General features: G+C 71.0%; 14 protein-coding genes. 8 read left to right on the top strand and 6 right to left on the bottom strand.

Translation table 11 applies throughout. The features are described from left to right. Positions 1-102: 102 nt before the first annotated feature. Positions 103-1,155 (top strand): alpha/beta hydrolase, encoded by a 1,053-nt coding sequence (locus tag ABD466_RS02040; protein ID WP_344655138.1) that lies wholly within the window; start codon positions 103-105, stop codon positions 1,153-1,155. Positions 1,156-1,223: 68 nt separating this feature from the next. On the opposite strand, the gene ABD466_RS02035 is transcribed toward ABD466_RS02040, so the two are convergent. Further along, positions 1,224-1,970 carry a hypothetical protein gene (locus ABD466_RS02035; protein ID WP_344655137.1) on the bottom strand — a complete coding sequence of 249 codons (747 nt, stop codon included), beginning with the start codon at positions 1,968-1,970 and terminating at the stop codon, positions 1,224-1,226. A 371-nt stretch (positions 1,971-2,341) separates the two neighbouring features. Between ABD466_RS02035 and dnaK the strand changes: the two genes are divergently transcribed. The 7 genes from dnaK (at position 2,342) to ABD466_RS02000 (ending at position 10,779) form a co-directional block, all read left to right on the top strand. After that, positions 2,342-4,219: a molecular chaperone DnaK gene (gene dnaK, locus ABD466_RS02030; RefSeq protein WP_344655136.1), complete on the top strand. Its 1,878-nt coding sequence runs from the start codon at positions 2,342-2,344 to the stop codon at positions 4,217-4,219. Positions 4,220-4,404: 185 nt separating this feature from the next. After that, complete coding sequence (gene grpE, locus ABD466_RS02025) at positions 4,405-5,085, top strand: nucleotide exchange factor GrpE (protein WP_344655135.1); 681 nt, start codon at positions 4,405-4,407, stop codon at positions 5,083-5,085. A 65-nt stretch (positions 5,086-5,150) separates the two neighbouring features. Next, on the top strand, positions 5,151-6,269 hold the full coding sequence (gene dnaJ, locus ABD466_RS02020) for a molecular chaperone DnaJ (protein WP_344655134.1): 1,119 nt from the start codon (positions 5,151-5,153) through the stop codon (positions 6,267-6,269). A 7-nt stretch (positions 6,270-6,276) separates the two neighbouring features. Then, complete coding sequence (locus tag ABD466_RS02015) at positions 6,277-6,744, top strand: heat shock protein transcriptional repressor HspR (RefSeq protein WP_344655133.1); 468 nt, start codon at positions 6,277-6,279, stop codon at positions 6,742-6,744. A gap of 69 nt (positions 6,745-6,813) precedes the next feature. After that, positions 6,814-9,429 (top strand): ATP-dependent chaperone ClpB, encoded by a 2,616-nt coding sequence (gene clpB, locus ABD466_RS02010; RefSeq protein WP_344655132.1) that lies wholly within the window; start codon positions 6,814-6,816, stop codon positions 9,427-9,429. An 85-nt stretch (positions 9,430-9,514) separates the two neighbouring features. Beyond that, on the top strand, positions 9,515-10,378 hold the full coding sequence (locus ABD466_RS02005; RefSeq protein WP_344655131.1) for a HipA family kinase: 864 nt from the start codon (positions 9,515-9,517) through the stop codon (positions 10,376-10,378). After that, positions 10,375-10,779 carry a DUF3037 domain-containing protein gene (locus tag ABD466_RS02000; RefSeq protein WP_344655130.1) on the top strand — a complete coding sequence of 135 codons (405 nt, stop codon included), beginning with the start codon at positions 10,375-10,377 and terminating at the stop codon, positions 10,777-10,779. Before ABD466_RS02005 ends, ABD466_RS02000 begins: the two co-directional genes overlap by 4 nt. 38 nt (positions 10,780-10,817) lie before the next feature. Here ABD466_RS02000 and ABD466_RS01995 read toward each other — a convergent pair whose 3' ends face one another. From ABD466_RS01995 to ABD466_RS01975, 5 genes are all read right to left on the bottom strand, one after another. Further along, entirely contained in the window at positions 10,818-11,738 is a 921-nt protein-coding gene (locus tag ABD466_RS01995; protein WP_344655129.1) for a short-chain dehydrogenase/reductase, read from the bottom strand. 61 nt (positions 11,739-11,799) lie between these two features. Beyond that, entirely contained in the window at positions 11,800-13,497 is a 1,698-nt protein-coding gene (locus tag ABD466_RS01990; RefSeq protein WP_344655170.1) for a serine/threonine protein kinase, read from the bottom strand. Positions 13,498-13,556: 59 nt separating this feature from the next. Then, complete coding sequence (locus tag ABD466_RS01985) at positions 13,557-14,351, bottom strand: carbon-nitrogen family hydrolase (protein ID WP_344655128.1); 795 nt, start codon at positions 14,349-14,351, stop codon at positions 13,557-13,559. Positions 14,352-14,449: 98 nt separating this feature from the next. Beyond that, positions 14,450-15,952 (bottom strand): dihydrolipoamide acetyltransferase family protein, encoded by a 1,503-nt coding sequence (locus ABD466_RS01980; RefSeq protein ID WP_344655127.1) that lies wholly within the window; start codon positions 15,950-15,952, stop codon positions 14,450-14,452. Positions 15,953-15,970: 18 nt separating this feature from the next. Then, a complete protein-coding gene (locus ABD466_RS01975; protein ID WP_344655126.1) occupies positions 15,971-16,966 on the bottom strand; it encodes an alpha-ketoacid dehydrogenase subunit beta in 996 nt (331 codons plus the stop codon). Position 16,967: the final 1 nt, after the last annotated feature.

The following is a 16,967-nucleotide window of genomic DNA, read 5'->3' as shown; positions in this document are numbered from 1 at the left end:
GACTAGCCTCGTGTGAACCGGTGGACATCCGGGGTATCGTCCGGCGAGACGATACGTCGCGGCCCTGAGATGGTCGCGGGCCGTGAGAAGGGCGACGGGCCTATGGCGAGTTCGGCGAGGGGGCGGCGTCGCGCCCCTAAACGCCGACGCCGGAACTCCCCGGGCCGGGTCCTGGTTCTGGTCCTGGTCAGCACGGTGCTCGTGGCGGGAACCGGCGCGGCCATCGGCTACGCATCGCACTTGTTCGCCAAGCATCAGGGCACCGCGAACGCCGAGGCCGCGAGCCCGGCCGGGGAGCCCACGGCCGACTCCGGGCAGGCGACGAGCAGTGCCGCGGCCAAGAGCCCGGCGCCGTCGACCGGCAGCGCGCCGGCCAGGTCACATCCTCCGATTCCCAAGGCCAGCGGGCCGGGCACCGTCACCACCCTGAACGTGGCCTCGGCGGACAGCGATCTGACGAACCGCCCGGTCGTGGTCTACCGCCCGGCGGTGCCGCCCGGCACGGTGCTGCCGGTCGTGTACCTGCTGCACGGCGTGCCGGGCGAGCCGGACCGGATGATGGAGGCGGTGAAGGACACCCTGGACAAGGCCTTCACCAGCGGGAGCGAGGCGCCGTTCGTGGTGGCAGCCCCGACCGGCGGCGGCAACGCGCACGACGACACCGAGTGGGCCGACGCCGCCGACGGCAAGGACATGGTCGAGACCTACCTCGTCAAGGACGTGATCCCGGCGGTGGAGGGCCCCGAGCCGCTCCCGGCCGGCATGCGGGCGGTCGTCGGCTTCTCCATGGGCGGATACGGCGCGGCCAACCTGGCGCTGCGGCACCCGGACTTGTTCGGCCAGTTCGCCTCGCTGGCCGGCTACTTCCATGTCGACGACCCGGCGGGGATGTTCGGCGCGGACAGCAAGCTGGTGGCCGCCAACACCCCGGACGCACTGGTCAAGCAGGCCGCCGGCAAGCGGGTGCTGCTGCTGGAGGACCAGGACGAGCCCGATCCGCTGATCAACGGGGAGGCCGAGGAGTTCGCCAAACGGCTGCACGACTGCGCGTGCGACGTCGACCTGAACTGGCACCTCGAGCCCGGCGGGCACAGCTACGACTTCGTCACCGACTCGTTTCCCACGGTCATAGGGTTCCTGGACCAGGGGTTCTGAGCCGGCGGCGGCCGGCCGGGCCCGCGCCGGCGCGGCGATGATTCACGTGAAACATCGCCGGGGCGCGCTCACTTCTCCTGCTTGCCCCGCGACGGCGTGTCCTGGTCGAGACCGAGCATCTCCCGTTCCTCCTTGCTCAGCCGCTCGGTCCCCGTGCGCTCGGCCGGCGGAGTGGTCGGGGTGCCCTGCGTGCCGGTCGTGGCGGCGGGCGGAGGGGCCGGGCGGACCGGCTTCGCCGGAGCCGACGGGGTCGGAGGGTTGGTGGGGATGGCGCTGGACTCCGGAGCCCTCGTCGCGGCCGGCGCGGTCGTCGCTCCAGCCGCTCCAGCCGCCCCGGCCGCGCCGACGGTCCTCGCCCCGCCCCGGTCCCGGTCGGCCATCATGATCCGCATCGGCATGCTGGTCATCACCAGCGCACCGATGATCATCAGGAGCGAGCCCCCGAAAGCGAACGCCACGCCGACCCCCAGGCCACGGCTGTTGGAGCTGATCGTGAGCTCTCCCGCGGCGTTGCCCTGGCGGATCATCCACAGGATGGTGAACCCGAACGCGATCACGCCGGCGACCCCGACGACGACCCTCGAGCGCATCACCACGCCGACCACCGTGACGATCGCCGTGATCAGGAAGACGAGGAAGACCGAGTCCATGATCCCCGACTTGGACGCGGTGATCCCCGTGCCGAAGACCTCATAGAACTTGTAGGTGCTCCCGTGGCGGCCGTTGTACCAGGCCTGCCAGGGGCTGACCAGCGTGAGGGCCGCGCCCACGACGGCGAGGACGCTGCCGATGATGTTGCGCACGCTGAGACTCATGCCGAGGCTCCTTCCACCTACCCCTTAGGCCGAAGGTATGACGCTGGTAGCCGGGCTGCACCTTGGCGGGCCGGCGGCGGCGCAGCCGGGCGACCTGAGAGAGGCCGGGTCGGGCGACGCAGCCCATCCGGGCCCGGGCGGAGACCCGCGTCAGCTGATCGCCCCTAAGCCTTCCGTGGCAGGTCAAAGCCCCTGCGCGGGTCAAACTTGAGTCACACTCGCGCAACCTTTTTGACTTCATGCCCGGGTGCCGTGCATCATTGAGCGAACTCGACTCAACCTGCCGCGGGCCTTCCCCACGCTGTGTCTCAACCAGGGGCGTAGTGGGCGCGCGACAGCGACAACGAAACGTCTTTCGCGGAGGAATCCCCATGGCACGTCCGGTCGGCATCGACCTCGGGACGACGAACTCCGTCGTCTGCGTCCTGGAAGGCGGCGAGCCCACCGTCATCACCAACGCCGAGGGCTCCCGGACGACGCCGTCCGTGGTGGCCTTCGCCAAGAACGGCGAGGTGCTGGTCGGCGAGGTCGCCAAGCGCCAGGCCGTCACGAACGTGGAGCGAACCATCCGGTCGGTCAAGCGCCACATGGGCACCGACTGGAAGATCGCCATCGACGACAAGCAGTTCACGCCGCAGCAGATCTCCGCGTTCATCCTGCAGAAGCTCAAGCGGGACGCCGAGGCGTACCTGTCCGAGAAGGTCACCGACGCGGTCATCACCGTGCCGGCGTACTTCTCCGACTCCGAGCGGCAGGCCACCAAGGAGGCCGGGGAGATCGCGGGCCTGAACGTCCTGCGCATCATCAACGAGCCCACCGCCGCCGCCCTGGCCTACGGCCTGGACAAGGGCGAGGGCGACCAGATGATCCTGGTCTTCGACCTGGGCGGCGGCACGTTCGACGTGTCCCTGCTGGAGGTCGGCAAGGACGAGGACGGCTTCTCCACCATCGAGGTGAAGGCCACCAACGGCGACAACCACCTCGGTGGCGACGACTGGGACAACAAGGTCGTCGAGTGGCTGGTGACGCAGTTCAAGAACGCGCACGGCGTGGACCTGTCCAAGGACAAGATGGCCATGCAGCGTCTGCGGGAGGCCGGCGAGAAGGCCAAGATCGAGCTGTCCAGCTCCACCGAGACCTCGATCAACCTGCCCTACATCACCGCCAGCGCCGAGGGCCCGCTGCACCTGGACGAGCGCCTGTCGCGCTCGCAGTTCCAGCAGCTGACCTCCGACCTGCTGGACCGCTGCAAGGCGCCGTTCCACAACGTGATCAAGGACGCCGGCGTCTCGATCAGCCAGATCGACCACGTGGTGCTGGTCGGCGGTTCGACCCGGATGCCCGCGGTGGCCGACCTGGTCCGCGAGCTGACCGGCGGCAAGGAGCCGAACAAGGGCGTGAACCCGGACGAGGTCGTCGCCATCGGCGCCTCGCTCCAGGCCGGCGTCCTGAAGGGCGAGGTCAAGGACGTCCTGCTGCTCGACGTCACCCCGCTGTCCCTGGGCATCGAGACCAAGGGCGGCATCATGACCAAGCTGATCGAGCGCAACACCACGATCCCGACCAAGCGCTCCGAGGTCTTCACCACCGCCGAGGACAACCAGCCGTCGGTGCAGATCCAGGTCTACCAGGGCGAGCGCGAGATCGCGGCCTACAACAAGCGCCTGGGCATGTTCGAGCTGACCGGCCTGCCGCCGGCGCCGCGCGGCCTGCCGCAGATCGAGGTCACCTTCGACATCGACGCCAACGGCATCGTCAACGTCTCGGCCAAGGACCTGGGCACCGGCAAGGTGCAGTCGATGGTCATCACCGGCGGCTCGGCGCTGCCGAAGGACGAGATCGACCGGATGATGCGCGAGGCCGAGCAGTACGCGGACGAGGACCACAGCCGCCGCGAGGCCGCCGAGGTCCGCAACCAGGCCGAGACCCTCGTCTACTCGACCGAGAAGTTCCTCAAGGACAACGAGGACAAGGTCCCCGGTGACGTGAAGTCCGAGGTCGAGGCCGCCATCGGCGAGACCAAGGAAGCCCTCAAGAGCGAGGACAGCGCCACCATCCGCTCGGCTTCGGAGAAGCTGGCCACCACCAGCCAGAAGCTGGGTGCCGCCCTGTACCAGCAGGCGCAGGCCTCCGGCGAGGCCGGTGCCCCCGGCGGCGAGCCCGGTGCGGACGGCGCGGCCGGCGGCTCCGACGACGACGTGGTGGACGCCGAGATCGTCGACGAGGGCAAGGGCGGCGGCCAGGCCTGACCCGGGCATCCGCCCAGGTCCGGCACAGGTTCCCCCTGACGGGCGACACGGCACGACGGCTAGACGGTGCCGCGCGGGGCAGGACCATCCACGGATGGACCGACGACCCGCGCGGCACCACCCCCACCAGCGACACTGAAGTCTTCCCGAGGACGTGGGAAGCGGCGGGTTCAGGAGGACCTTTCGTGAGCGACGAGTACGCGGCCGAGCGGGAAGGCGAGGGCGAGCGCGCCAACCTCGCGGTCACCGAGCTGCTGGCCAAGCTCGCCGAGCGGACCAACGAGCTGCAGGGCGTGCAGGCGGAGTTGGCCGAACGCACCAACGACGTGCAGCGGCTGCAGGCCGAGTTCAGCAACTACAAGAAGCGCGTCGAGCGCGACCGGCAGCTGGTCAAGGAGGCCGCGGTGGCCGGCGCCCTGAGCGAGCTGCTGCCGGTGCTGGACGACATCGGCCGGGCCCGCGAGCACGGGGAGCTGGAGGGCGGCTTCCGGCAGGTCGGCGAGTCCTTCGAGTCGGTGGTGACCAAGCTCGGCCTGGCCCGGTTCGGGGCGGCCGGCGAGGTCTTCGACCCGAACCTGCACGAGGCCCTGATGAGCACCACGTCCCCGGACGTGGACGAGGTCAGCGTGCACACGGTGTTCCGCCCCGGCTACCGGATCGGCGAGCGCATCGTGCGCCCGGCGCAGGTGCAGGTGGCCGAGCCCGGGCCGGCCCCGGACGCCGAAGAGGCCCCGGCCGCCGCGGCCCCCGCCCCGGCCGCCGCGGCGAGTGCGGCGGCGCCGAAGGGGAAGACGGCTTCCGACGGGAACAAGAAGCCGGCCGAACCGGCTGTGGACGTCGACGACGACGACGATTCGGGGCTGTGACCCCTCTCAGCGTGGGCGACGGCGTGAACATGCAGGCAGGACCCGGACGGGAGGCGTGGGTTTAGGTGGCCGTCAACAAGGACTACTACAAGATCCTCGGTGTCTCGAAGGACGCACCGGCCGCCGACATCAAGAAGGCCTACCGGAAGCTGGCGCGCCAGTACCATCCGGACGCCAACAAGGGCGACGTGGCGTCCGAGGAGAAGTTCAAGGAGATCTCCGAGGCCTACGACGTCCTGTCGGACGACAAGCGGCGCAAGGAGTACGACGACTCGCGCTCGGTGTTCGGCAACGGGGGCTTCCGCGGCCCCACCGGCGGCGCGCCCGGCGGCTTCAACTTCGACATCGGCGACCTGCTCGGCGGGCTGTTCAACCGCGGCGGCGGGCCGACCACGACCACCGGCGGGCGCAGCACCCAGGCCCGGCGCGGCGCGGACGTGGAGTCCGAGGTGACGCTGAAGTTCAGCGACTCCATCGACGGCGCCACCGTCTCGCTCCGGCTGACCTCGGACACCCCGTGCTCGGCCTGCTCAGGCACCGGCGCCAAGGCCGGCACCACCCCCCGGGTGTGCCCGACCTGCTCCGGCACCGGCCAGGTGAGCCGGAACCAGGGCGGGTTCGCCTTCTCCGAGCCCTGTCGGGACTGCAAGGGCCGCGGCCTGCTGGTCGACGACCCCTGCCCGGTGTGCCACGGCTCGGGCCGGGCGGCCTCCTCCCGCACCATCTCGGCCCGCATCCCGGCGGGCGTCCGCGACGGCCAGCGCATCCGGCTCAAGGGCAAGGGCGCGTCCGGCGAGCGCGGCGGCCCGGCCGGCGACCTGTATGTGGTGGTCCACGTGAGCCCGCACCCCGTCTTCGGACGTGAGGACGACAACCTGACCGTGAGCGTGCCCGTCACCTTCCCCGAGGCGGTGCTGGGCGCGGAGATCCAGGTCCCGACCCTGGGCGGGATGCCGGTGACGGTGAAGCTGCCGCCCAACTCGCAGAACGGCCGGGTGCTGCGCGTGCGCGGCCGCGGCGTGCTGCGCAAGGACGGGACCAAGGGCGACCTGCTGGTGCGCTTCGAGATCGCGGTCCCGGCCGAGATCGGCGAGGACGCGCGCACCGCGCTGAAGAAGTACCAGGAGGCGACCGGCAACCACCACCCGCGGGCGGAGCTGCTGGAAGCCGCGAAGGGAGAGTGACTCGGCGATGGCGTCGAAGAACCCGTTCCTGCCGCTGACCGACCAGACCCCGGTCTACGTCATCTCCGTGGCCGCGCAGCTGGCCGGCATGCACCCGCAGACCCTGCGGCAGTACGACCGGCTGGGCATCGTGTGCCCGGAGCGCACCGGGGGCGGCGGCCGCCGCTACTCGGCGCGGGACATCGAGACGCTGCGCGAGGTGCAGCGGCTGTCCCAGGACGAGGGCGTGAACCTGGCCGGGATCAAGCGCATCCGCGAGCTGGAGGACCAGGTCGCGGCGCTGTCCCGGCGGGTGGCCGAACTGGAGGCGGCGACGCTGTACCCCGGCCGGGCCGCGGCGCCGCAGGCGATGCCCCAGCCCCAGCCCGCCTCGCCGCTGCCGCCGGCTCCGCCCGGCTATCGCGGCGACCTGCTGCCCGCCCTGCCGGCCACCTTCACCACCGCGCTCGCGGTGTGGAAGCCGCAGGGCAAGTGAGCACCTGACGCCGGCCCGGCCGGCGTCGACAACTGAATGTCGGGGGGCTGATCTCTTGGAGGTTTCACAGTGGATTCGCAGAAGCTGACGACCAAGAGCCAGGAGGCCCTGAGCGTCGCGATCCGCGAGGCCACGCGCGCCGGTAACCCGCAGGTGGAGACGGTCCAGGTCCTGCAGGCCCTGCTCGGCCAGGTCGAGGGCACCACCCGGCCGCTGCTGGAGGCGGTCGGGGCGGACCCGAAGGCGCTGCGCGAGGCCGCCGCCGCGGCCGCCGAGCGCCTGCCCTCGGCCAGCGGCTCGACCGTCTCGGCGCCGACCCTGGCCCGCAGCACCCTGAACGCGCTGAACGCGGCCGGCGACGAGGCCCGCAAGCTCGACGACGAGTACGTCTCGACCGAGCACCTGCTGGTCGGCCTGGCGCTCGGCGACGACGCCACCGCCGACCTGCTCAAGCAGCACGGCGCGACGCCGAAGGCGCTGCGCGAGGCGTTCACCAAGGTGCGCGGCTCGGCCCGGGTCACGTCGCAGGACCCGGAGGCCACGTACCAGGCCCTGGAGAAGTACGGCGTCGACCTGACCGCCGCGGCCCGCGACGGCAAGCTGGACCCGGTGATCGGCCGCGACGCCGAGATCCGCCGCGTGGTGCAGGTGCTGTCCCGGCGCACCAAGAACAACCCGGTGCTGATCGGCGAGCCCGGCGTCGGCAAGACCGCCGTGGTCGAGGGCCTGGCGCAGCGCATCGTGGCCGGCGACGTGCCGGAGAGCCTGCGCGACAAGCGCCTGGTGTCCCTGGACCTGGGCGCGATGGTGGCCGGCGCGAAGTACCGCGGCGAGTTCGAGGAGCGGCTGAAGGCCGTGCTGTCCGACATCAAGGACTCCGAGGGCCGGGTCGTCACCTTCATCGACGAGCTGCACACGGTCGTCGGCGCGGGCGCCACCGGCGACTCCGCGATGGACGCCGGCAACATGCTCAAGCCGATGCTGGCCCGCGGCGAGCTGCGCATGGTCGGCGCCACCACGCTGGACGAGTACCGCGAGCGCATCGAGAAGGACCCGGCGCTGGAGCGGCGCTTCCAGCAGGTCCTGGTCGACGAGCCGACGGTCGAGGACACCATCGCGATCCTGCGCGGGCTCAAGGGCCGCTACGAGGCGCACCACAAGGTCGCCATCTCCGACAACGCGCTGGTCGCCGCGGCCACGCTGTCGCACCGCTACATCACCTCCCGCTTCCTGCCGGACAAGGCCATCGACCTGATCGACGAGGCCGCCTCCCGGCTGCGCATGGAGATCGACTCCCGGCCGGTGGAGATCGACGAGCTGCAGCGCACCGTGGACCGGATGAAGATGGAGGAGCTGGCGCTGGCCAAGGAGCAGGACCCGGCCTCCCGCGACCGCCTGGCCCGGCTGCGGCTGGACCTGGCCGACCGGCAGGAGCACCTCAACGCCCTGAACGCGCGCTGGGAGCAGGAGAAGGGCGGCCTGAACCGGGTCGGCGAGCTCAAGCAGCAGCTGGACACGCTGAAGTCGCAGGTCGAGCTGGCGCAGCGGGCCGGCGACTTCGAGACCGCCTCCCGCCTGCTCTACGCCGAGATCCCGGCGGTCGAGGCCGAGCTGGCGAGCGCGTCCACCACCGTCGACGAGGCCGAGGCCGCCGCGCCGATGGTCAAGGAGGAGGTCGGTCCGGACGACATCGCCGAGGTGGTCGGCGCCTGGACCGGCATCCCGGCCGGCCGGCTGCTGGAGGGCGAGACCGAGAAGCTCCTGCACATGGAGGAGCGGCTCGGCAAGCGGCTGATCGGCCAGACCGAGGCGGTGGCGGCGGTGTCCGACGCCGTGCGCCGGGCCCGGGCCGGCGTTTCCGACCCGGACCGCCCGACCGGCTCGTTCCTGTTCCTCGGCCCCACCGGCGTCGGCAAGACCGAGCTGGCCAAGGCGCTGGCGGACTTCCTGTTCGACGACGAGCACGCGATGGTGCGCATCGACATGTCGGAGTACTCCGAGAAGCACTCGGTGGCCCGGCTGGTCGGCGCGCCCCCCGGCTACGTCGGCTACGAGGAGGGCGGCCAGCTGACCGAGGCGGTGCGCCGCCGGCCGTACTCGGTGGTGCTGCTCGACGAGGTCGAGAAGGCGCACCCGGAGATCTTCGACGTGCTGCTGCAGGTCCTGGACGACGGCCGGCTCACCGACGGCCAGGGCCGGACCGTGGACTTCCGCAACACGATCCTGATCCTCACCTCGAACTTGGGGACCTCGAGCTTCGACCTCACCGTCGACGAGGCGCTGGACCCGGTGCAGGCCCGCCTGGACCGGCGGCAGCGGGTCGAGGCCGCGGTGCGGGCGGCGTTCAAGCCGGAGTTCCTGAACCGGCTGGACGCCCAGGTGGTGTTCGACCCGCTGGGCACCGCCGAACTCGGCCGGATCGTCGACATCCAGGTCGGGAAGCTGGCCGCGCGCCTGGCCGACCGGCGCCTGACCCTGGACGTCACCCCGGGGGCCCGCGACTGGCTGGCCATCGCCGGGTACGAGCCGGCGTTCGGCGCCCGGCCGTTGCGCCGCCTGGTGCAGTCCGCGATCGGCGACCCGCTGGCCCGCAAGCTGCTGGCCGGCGAGGTCCGGGACGGCGACACCGTGGTGGTGGACGTGGACGTGGAGAACGACGCGCTGGTGATCGGCACCGCGGCGTAGATGCCGATGATCCGCCGCGCGGACTCCGCGGTCCGCGCCCGATATTCGACGATCAACGGTCGGCGGTGCGGCTAGCGTGGACTCCATGCCTTCCGCACTGCCCACCGTCACCGCCACCCGGTACGTGACCCCGCTCCGCGAGGGCGGTTCGCTGCCCGGTCTGGTCGAGGCCTCGGACCTGGGCACCTACGTGGTGAAGTTCCGCTCGGCCGGTCAGGGCCGCAAAGCCCTGGTCGCCGAGGTGATCGCCGGCGAGCTGGCGCGGGCCCTGGGCCTGCCGATGCCGGCGCTGGTCGGCGTGGAGCTGGATCCCGTGATCGGCGCGGGCGAGCCGGACCAGGAGATCCAGGAGCTGCTCAAGGGCAGCGAGGGCCTGAACCTCGGGATGGACTACCTGCCGGGCTCCCTGGGCTACGATCCCCTGGCGTTCCCCGTGGAGGCCGAGACGGCCAGCCGCATCGTGTGGTTCGACGCGCTGGTGCGGAACGTCGACAGGTCGTGGCGGAACCCGAATCTGCTGCTGTGGCACCGCAAGCTGTATCTGATCGACCATGGCGCCTCGCTGATCTTCCACCACAACTGGCCTGGCGCCCAGAAGGGTGCGCTCGTCCCCTTCGACGCCGGCGACCACGTGCTGGCGGCCTATGCGAAGGACATGCCGGGCGCCGACGCGGAGCTGGCGCCCCGGGTCACCGAGGAACTGCTGCGGTCGGTGGTGGCGATGGTTCCGGACGAGTGGCTGGCCGACGAGCCCGGCTTCGACTCCCCCGCCGGAGTCCGGGACGCCTATGTCGACTATCTGCTGACGCGGGTCGCCGGACCGCGGGAGTGGTTTCCACAGGTTGTGGACAGCTCCGCGCAGGAGGCGGCCCGGGCGCTGGAGGGCAGCGATCTCAAGGCGCGGCTCAAGGCGAAGCACCCGAACTGGATGCAGGGACGGGTGAAGTGAGCGTTCAGCCTTACGAGTACTCGGTGCTGCGGGCGGTGCCGAGGGTGGAGCGCGGCGAGTTCGTGAACGTCGGCGTGGTGCTCTACTGCCAGCAGCTCGACTTCCTGGGGTGCACCACGCGCCTGGACTCGGCGCGGGTGCTCGCGCTGGATCCGGACGCGGACGTCGAGGGCATCGAGGCGCTGCTCGGCGCGGTCTCGAAGGTGTGCTGCGGCGGGCCGGAGTCCGGTCCCGCCGGCCAGGACGCCCTCGGCCGGCGGTTCCGGTGGCTGATCGCGCCGCGGTCCACGGTGGTGCAGCCGGGGCCGGTGCACACCGGGTTGACCGCGGATCCCGCGGCCGCGCTGGAGCGGCTGGCGGATGCGGTTCTCGGTTCCCCGACCGGCGCATCGCGGATCTGACGAGGGCCCGCGAGTCGCTCGGTGAGTTGCCGGCCGGGTCAGGATCCGGCGCTGCGGTCTGAAGCGCTCTGGGCGGCCTCTCCTCCGGGACCGGTGAGGCGGGAAGCCGCCTGGGCGCCGCGCTTCTCGATGTCCGCGACCATCTCACGGTCGGCGCGTGCGGTCGCGCGGGCGTTGGCCTTCTCCACCAGAGACGGCAGCATCCCGTGGATGCGTCGCAGGTGGTTGACCCAGGTCGGCACGCAGATGACACGGCTGCGGTGGGCGATGCCGTCGGCGACCGCGAGGCCCACCTTCTCCAGCGGATAGACACGGGATGCGGGTCCCGGGGCGCTCTTGCGGAACTTGCCGAGTACCGGGTGCGCGTCGGCGCTGGTGACCAGGTCCGTCTTGATCCACGAGAAGTACGCGACGCCGACGTCCACGCCGAGGTGCTTCACCTCCGCGCGCAGACTGTCGCCGAAGGCCTCGGCGCCTGCCTTGGAGGCCGTGTAGGCGGCAAGGGCCGGGGGATGGATGAGGGCCGCCGCCGAGGAGACCACGAGGACGTAGCCCTTGCGCTCGATGACGTGCGGGAGCGCGGTGCGGACCGTGCGCCAGACGCCGAGCAGGTTGATCTCGACGGTGCGCTCGAAGGCCGCCGGATCGATGTTCCTGATGAACCCGGTCGGGGCCACGCCCGCGTTCGCCACGACCACGTCGATGCCGCCGTAGTGCGCGACGATGCCGTCGATCGCGGTGCCGAGCTGCTCCCACGAGGTCACGTCCGCGTCCCAGGCGGTGGCGTCGGGGCCGCAGGATTCCGCGGTCTTGCGCAGCTCCTCCGGCTCCAGGCCGACCAGCGCCACCTTCGCGCCGCGGCGGGCCAGGCGCCGGGCCGCGTCGGCGCCGATCCCGCGCGCCGCACCGGTGATGACCACGACTTTGCCGCTGATGCCTTGCGGTCCCCAGGTTCCCATGGCCGAACCCTACCGCCGGTAACTTACTGAGCGGTAGGGGCTGGGCCGGCGGGCTGGAACGTCAGATCGAGCCGCTGACGACCTGGCCGAAGGAGTTGAAGCAGAAGATGGGCGCCGGATACCAGGCGGGCTTGCCGTATTGGTTGACCGGCCGCGCCTGGATACAGGAGGTGCTGCCTGCCGGTATCTGGTACGAGTATGAGGTGCCGTTGACCGACACGGTCTGATCGGTGCTGTTGTCGATGGTGTAGTGGAGCTCGTAGCCGGTGGCGTCGGCGCGGGTCGCCCACGACACCTGGACGGTGGCCATCCCGACCCAGCCGGGGATGCTCACGCTGACTTCGGGGTGGACGAACGCCGCAGGCGGGTTGTGGGCCGGAGGCGGCGGGGCGGTCGTCGAGGGCGGTGGCGCGGGCTTGCTGGTCGTCTTCGACGCCGGCGTCGACGGTTTCGTGACGTCGCCCGGCGCGGTGGAACTGTGCGAGGCCGCTGCTGTCGAAGAGCCGCCTCCCGGATTCTGGCCGACCGCGATCGACGTCGAGGAACCGGAAGTGGGCGCGGGCGGGTTCCCGGGGTTCACGGCGACCGCCGGCGACCCGGGAGGCGACGGACTGGAGCCGGTGTCGGCGCCGGTGGAGGCCGATCCACCGCTGGAGCTGCTGTTCGAGCTGTCGCCGCCGGCCGGGAACGATCCGCCGGAGCTCGCACCCGTCAGTGGTTCGCCGACCTTACCGGTCGCGGTGTCGTGGCCGCTGTCGCTCCCGCCTTCGACGATCGCGACAGCGGCCACGATGAGGACAGCGAGCGTGGCTGCCGAGATCAGCGCGATCCGCTTGCCCCGGTTCCGCTTCGGCTGGAGGGCCACTGTCGGCGCCCCGGCCGCGTCGTTGACGGTCAGCGGCAGGCCGACGCCGAGCTGCGGCGGCTGCCACGCGACGCTCGTCAGCGGCTCCCACGGCGCGTCGCCCAGCGTCTCGATCAGTTGCCGCGGCGAAGGGCGGTCGTCCGGGTCCTTGGCCAGACACTGCCTGATGATCCCCAACAGTTCCGCGTCGTCCGCGGCGACGCCGTCCAGTTCGGGCTCGTTGTTGACCACTCGGTGCAGGATCGCCAGGGCGGGGCCGTCACCGAAAGCCAGACGGCCGGTCGACGCGAACACCAACAGCGCACCCAGAGCGAAGACGTCCGAGGCGCTCTGGACGGAGCGGCCGTCGGCCTGCTCAGGAGACATGTACGCCGGCGTGCCCAGGGTCTGACCAGTGTTCGTCAACAAGGAGGCGTCGATAGCCCGCGCCACCCCGAAGTCGATGACCTTCGGGCCGTCCGGGCCCAGCAGGATGTTGGACGGCTTCAGGTCGCGGTGCACGACGTCCGCCGCGTGGATCGCCTGGAGCGCTTCCGCGACGGCGGAGGCGAAAGCTCGCAGCCGTGCGGAGTCGAAACAGCCGCCTTGTTCGATGGCCTCCTGGAGAGTGGGGCCAGGTACGTACTCGGTCGCGAGCCACGGCTGGGAGCCATCTGGCTGCGCGTCGTAGATCTCCGCTATATGCGGACCGTGCACACGTTGCGCTACGTCGAGCTCGCGCGAGAAGCGCTTACGGAACGCGGCTATCTCTGCGAGATCGGAACGGACTAACTTGACGGCGGCCTGCCTGCCAGTGGGATCGGTCGCCAGGAACACCCGCCCCATGGCGCCTGAACCGAGTTGCGTGAGGAGCCGGTATGGGCCGACCTTTGAGCCCTCTGGTGTCTCCGCCAAGTCCCCCGTGGGCTCGGTATGGTGCGTGGTCAACCTGCTGCCTCCCCTGTATTCAGCTTTCAGCGCAGTCGGCGGTCCTTCAGCACCGGCAGTGTGTCGCGGGTCTGGGCCACCAAGGCCGGGTCCACGTCGACGCGCAGAACTTCCTCTTCACCGCCGCCCTCGGCCACCACGTTCCCCCAGGGATCGATGACGGCGGAACGGCCTCCCAGCGGGACCCCACCGTTTGTTCCCACACAGTTCGTCGCGAACACGAAGACCTGGTTCTCGATGGCGCGTGCCCGAAGCAGGACCCGCCAATGCTCGATCCGCTTCTCCGGCCACGCGGAACACATCACCAGGTGCTCCATCCCCTTGTCCAGCAGCCCGCGGAACAGTTCGGGAAACCGGAGGTCGTAACACGTTGCCAGCCCCAGTGTGCCCCAAGGGGAGGTAACGGTGACAAGATCCTCTCCAGGCCCCATCAGAGTGGCTTCGCCTTCACTGAAGCCGAACCTGTGGATCTTCCGGTACTGAGCCGCTACAGCGCCGGGACCGCGGAAAACCGAGGTGTTGTACAAGGTTCCATCGGGTGCGCTTTCTACGTAAGAACCGAAGTGCAGCCACATCTCAGGGCTCGCGCCATCTCCGGCGCGGACCTTCTCCAAGGCCTCGATCGGCCGGCTGGCGGCGATGGGCTCCGCGTGGTCGCTCCAGCTCTTGTAGTCGAACCCGCCGGCGACCCACAGCTCCGGCAGGATCACCAGCTCGGCCCCGGACTCCCGTTCGGCCTCGACCAGCTGCACCACGCGGTTGGCGCGGTCCTCCGGCCGTTCCGAGTCGTCGACGGCGACCTGCAGAAGCGATACGCGCATACCGCCGATCGTGCCAGATTTTCCATGAACAGCGCAGGGGCGCGCCGGTTCTGAGAACCGGCGCGCCCCTGGGCGGATGTGAACGCGTGCTTAAGCGGTCAGCTCCAAGCGAGCGCGGTCAGCGGATCGGCCAGCACCGCACCGATGTCGCGCAGCACCTTCGAGCCCAGCTCACCGTCGACCAGGCGGTGGTCGAAGGAGAGCGCGAGGGTCGTCACCTGGCGCGGCTTGACCTTGCCCTTGTGCACCCACGGCTGCTCCCGCACCGCGCCGAACGCCAGGATCGACGCCTCGCCGGGGTTGAGGATCGGGGTGCCGGTGTCCACGCCGAACACGCCGACGTTGGTGATCGTCGCCGTGCTGCCCGTCATGTCCGCCAGCGCGGTCTTGCCCTCGCGGGCCACGTCGGTCAGCGCGTTCAGGGCCCGGCCCAGCTCCACCAGCGACAACGTGTCCGCGGCCTTGACGTTCGGCACGATCAGCCCGCGCGGCGTCGCCGCCGCGATGCCCAGCGTCACGTGGTCGAAGTAGACGATCTCGCCGTTCGCCTCGTCCCAGCGCGCGTTGATCTCCGGGTTCCGCGCCATCGCCACCAGGAACGCCTTGGCCACCAGCAACAGCGGCGAGACCCGGACGCCCTTGAAGTCCGGCATCTCCTTCAGCCGCTGTACCAGCTTCATGGTCGGCGTGACGTCGATGGTCAGGAACTCGGTCACGTGCGGCGCGGTGAACGCCGACTGCACCATGGCCGCGGCGGTCGCCTTGCGGACGCCCTTGATCGGGACGCGGCGCTCGCCGTTCACGAACGGTTCGGCGGCGGTGGCGGCGGTCGCGGCGGCGACCGTGGGAGCCGTCTGCGTGCCGGAGGCGGCCGCGTGGACGTCCTCCCGGGTGACGGTGCCGTTCGGGCCGCTCGGCGCCACCAGGGCCAGGTCCACGCCCAGGTCCTTGGCGAGCTTGCGGACCGGCGGCTTGGCCAGGACCCTGGCGCCCGAGCCGTTGGCCGGGGCGGGTGCCGGGGCCGGCACCGGAGCCGACGGAGCCGACGGAGCCGGAGTGGCCGGGGCGGCCTTCTCCCGCGCCGCGGTCTGCCCGTAGTACGCCGGAGCCGGGACGTCGTCCACGGCCGGCTCCTCCTGGACCGAGGCGCCCATCACGTCGGCGGCGGCCGGAGCCGCGCCGGCGGTCTTGCGGGGCCGCCGGCTGGAGGCGCCCTGCTTGACGCCGTAGCCGACCAGGACCGGCTCGCGCTTCGCGGACTCGTCCTTCTTCGGCGCGGCCTTGGCCTCGGCGGTCGCCGCGACGCCCGCCACCATGTCGTCGCCACCGGCCCCGCCGCCCTGGCTGGGCGTGCTCGGGTCGATGTCGATGCCGATGATGGGGGTGCCGACGTCCACCGTGGCGCCCTCCGCCACCAGCAGCTCGACGACCTTGCCGGCGTACGGCGAGGGGAGTTCGACGGCCGCCTTCGCGGTCTCGATCTCCACCAGGATCTGGTTGGTCTTGACGATGTCGCCGACCTTGACCGACCAGGCCAGGATCTCGGCCTCGGTCAGGCCCTCGCCGACATCAGGGAGGTTGAACCTCTTGATCTCACCCATGCTGTGCTCCCAGATCCCTTAGAACGCGAACGCGCGGTCGACGGCGTCGAGCACCCGGTCCAGGTCCGGCAGGAACTCCTCCTCGACCCGCGACGGCGGGTACGGGGTGTGCGGCGCGCCGACACGGATCACCGGGGACTCCAGGGAGTAGAAGCACTTCTCGGTGACGCGCGCGGCGACCTCCGCCCCGAGGCCGAGGAACACGGAGGCCTCGTGCACGGTGACCAGCCGGCCGGTCTTGCGGACCGAGGCGTAGACCGGCTCCAGGTCCAGCGGGGACAGCGTGCGCAGGTCGATGACCTCCAGCGAGCGGCCCTCCTCCTCGGCGGCCGCGGCGGCCTCCAGGCAGGTCTTCACCATCGGGCCGTAGGCGACCACGGTGGCGTCCGTGCCCGGCCGCACCACGCGCGAGGCGTAGAGCGGGTGCGGGGTCGCCGTCGGGTCCAGCTCGGCCTTGTCCCAGTAGCGGCGCTTCGGCTCGAAGAACACGACCGGGTCGTCGGAGGCGATGGCCTGCTGGATCATCCAGTAGGCGTCCACCGGGTTCGACGCGGAGACCACGCGCAGGCCGGCCGTCATGGCGAAGTAGGCCTCGGGGGACTCCGAGTGGTGCTCCACCGCGCCGATGCCGCCGCCGAACGGGATGCGGATCACCATCGGCATGCTGACCGTGCCCAGGGCGCGGGCGCGCATCTTGGCCACCTGGGTGACGATCTGGTCGAAGGCCGGGTAGACGAAGCCGTCGAACTGGATCTCCACCACCGGGCGGTAGCCGGCCAGCGCCAGGCCGACGGCGGTGCCGACGATGCCGGACTCGGCCAGCGGGGTGTCGATGACCCGGCCCTCGCCGAAGTCCTTCTGCAGGCCGTCGGTGACGCGGAAGACGCCGCCGAGTTTGCCGATGTCCTCGCCCATGAGCAGGACCTTCGGGTCGTCTTCCAGGGCCCGGCGCAGACCCAGGTTGAGGCCCTTGGCGAGGGTGATCTGCTGTGTCTTGCTAGTCGACTCTGACATC

Source organism: Catenulispora subtropica, from assembly GCF_039531675.1.
Taxonomy (GTDB): domain Bacteria; phylum Actinomycetota; class Actinomycetes; order Streptomycetales; family Catenulisporaceae; genus Catenulispora; species Catenulispora subtropica.
This window is presented reverse-complemented; position numbering and strand designations above follow the sequence as displayed.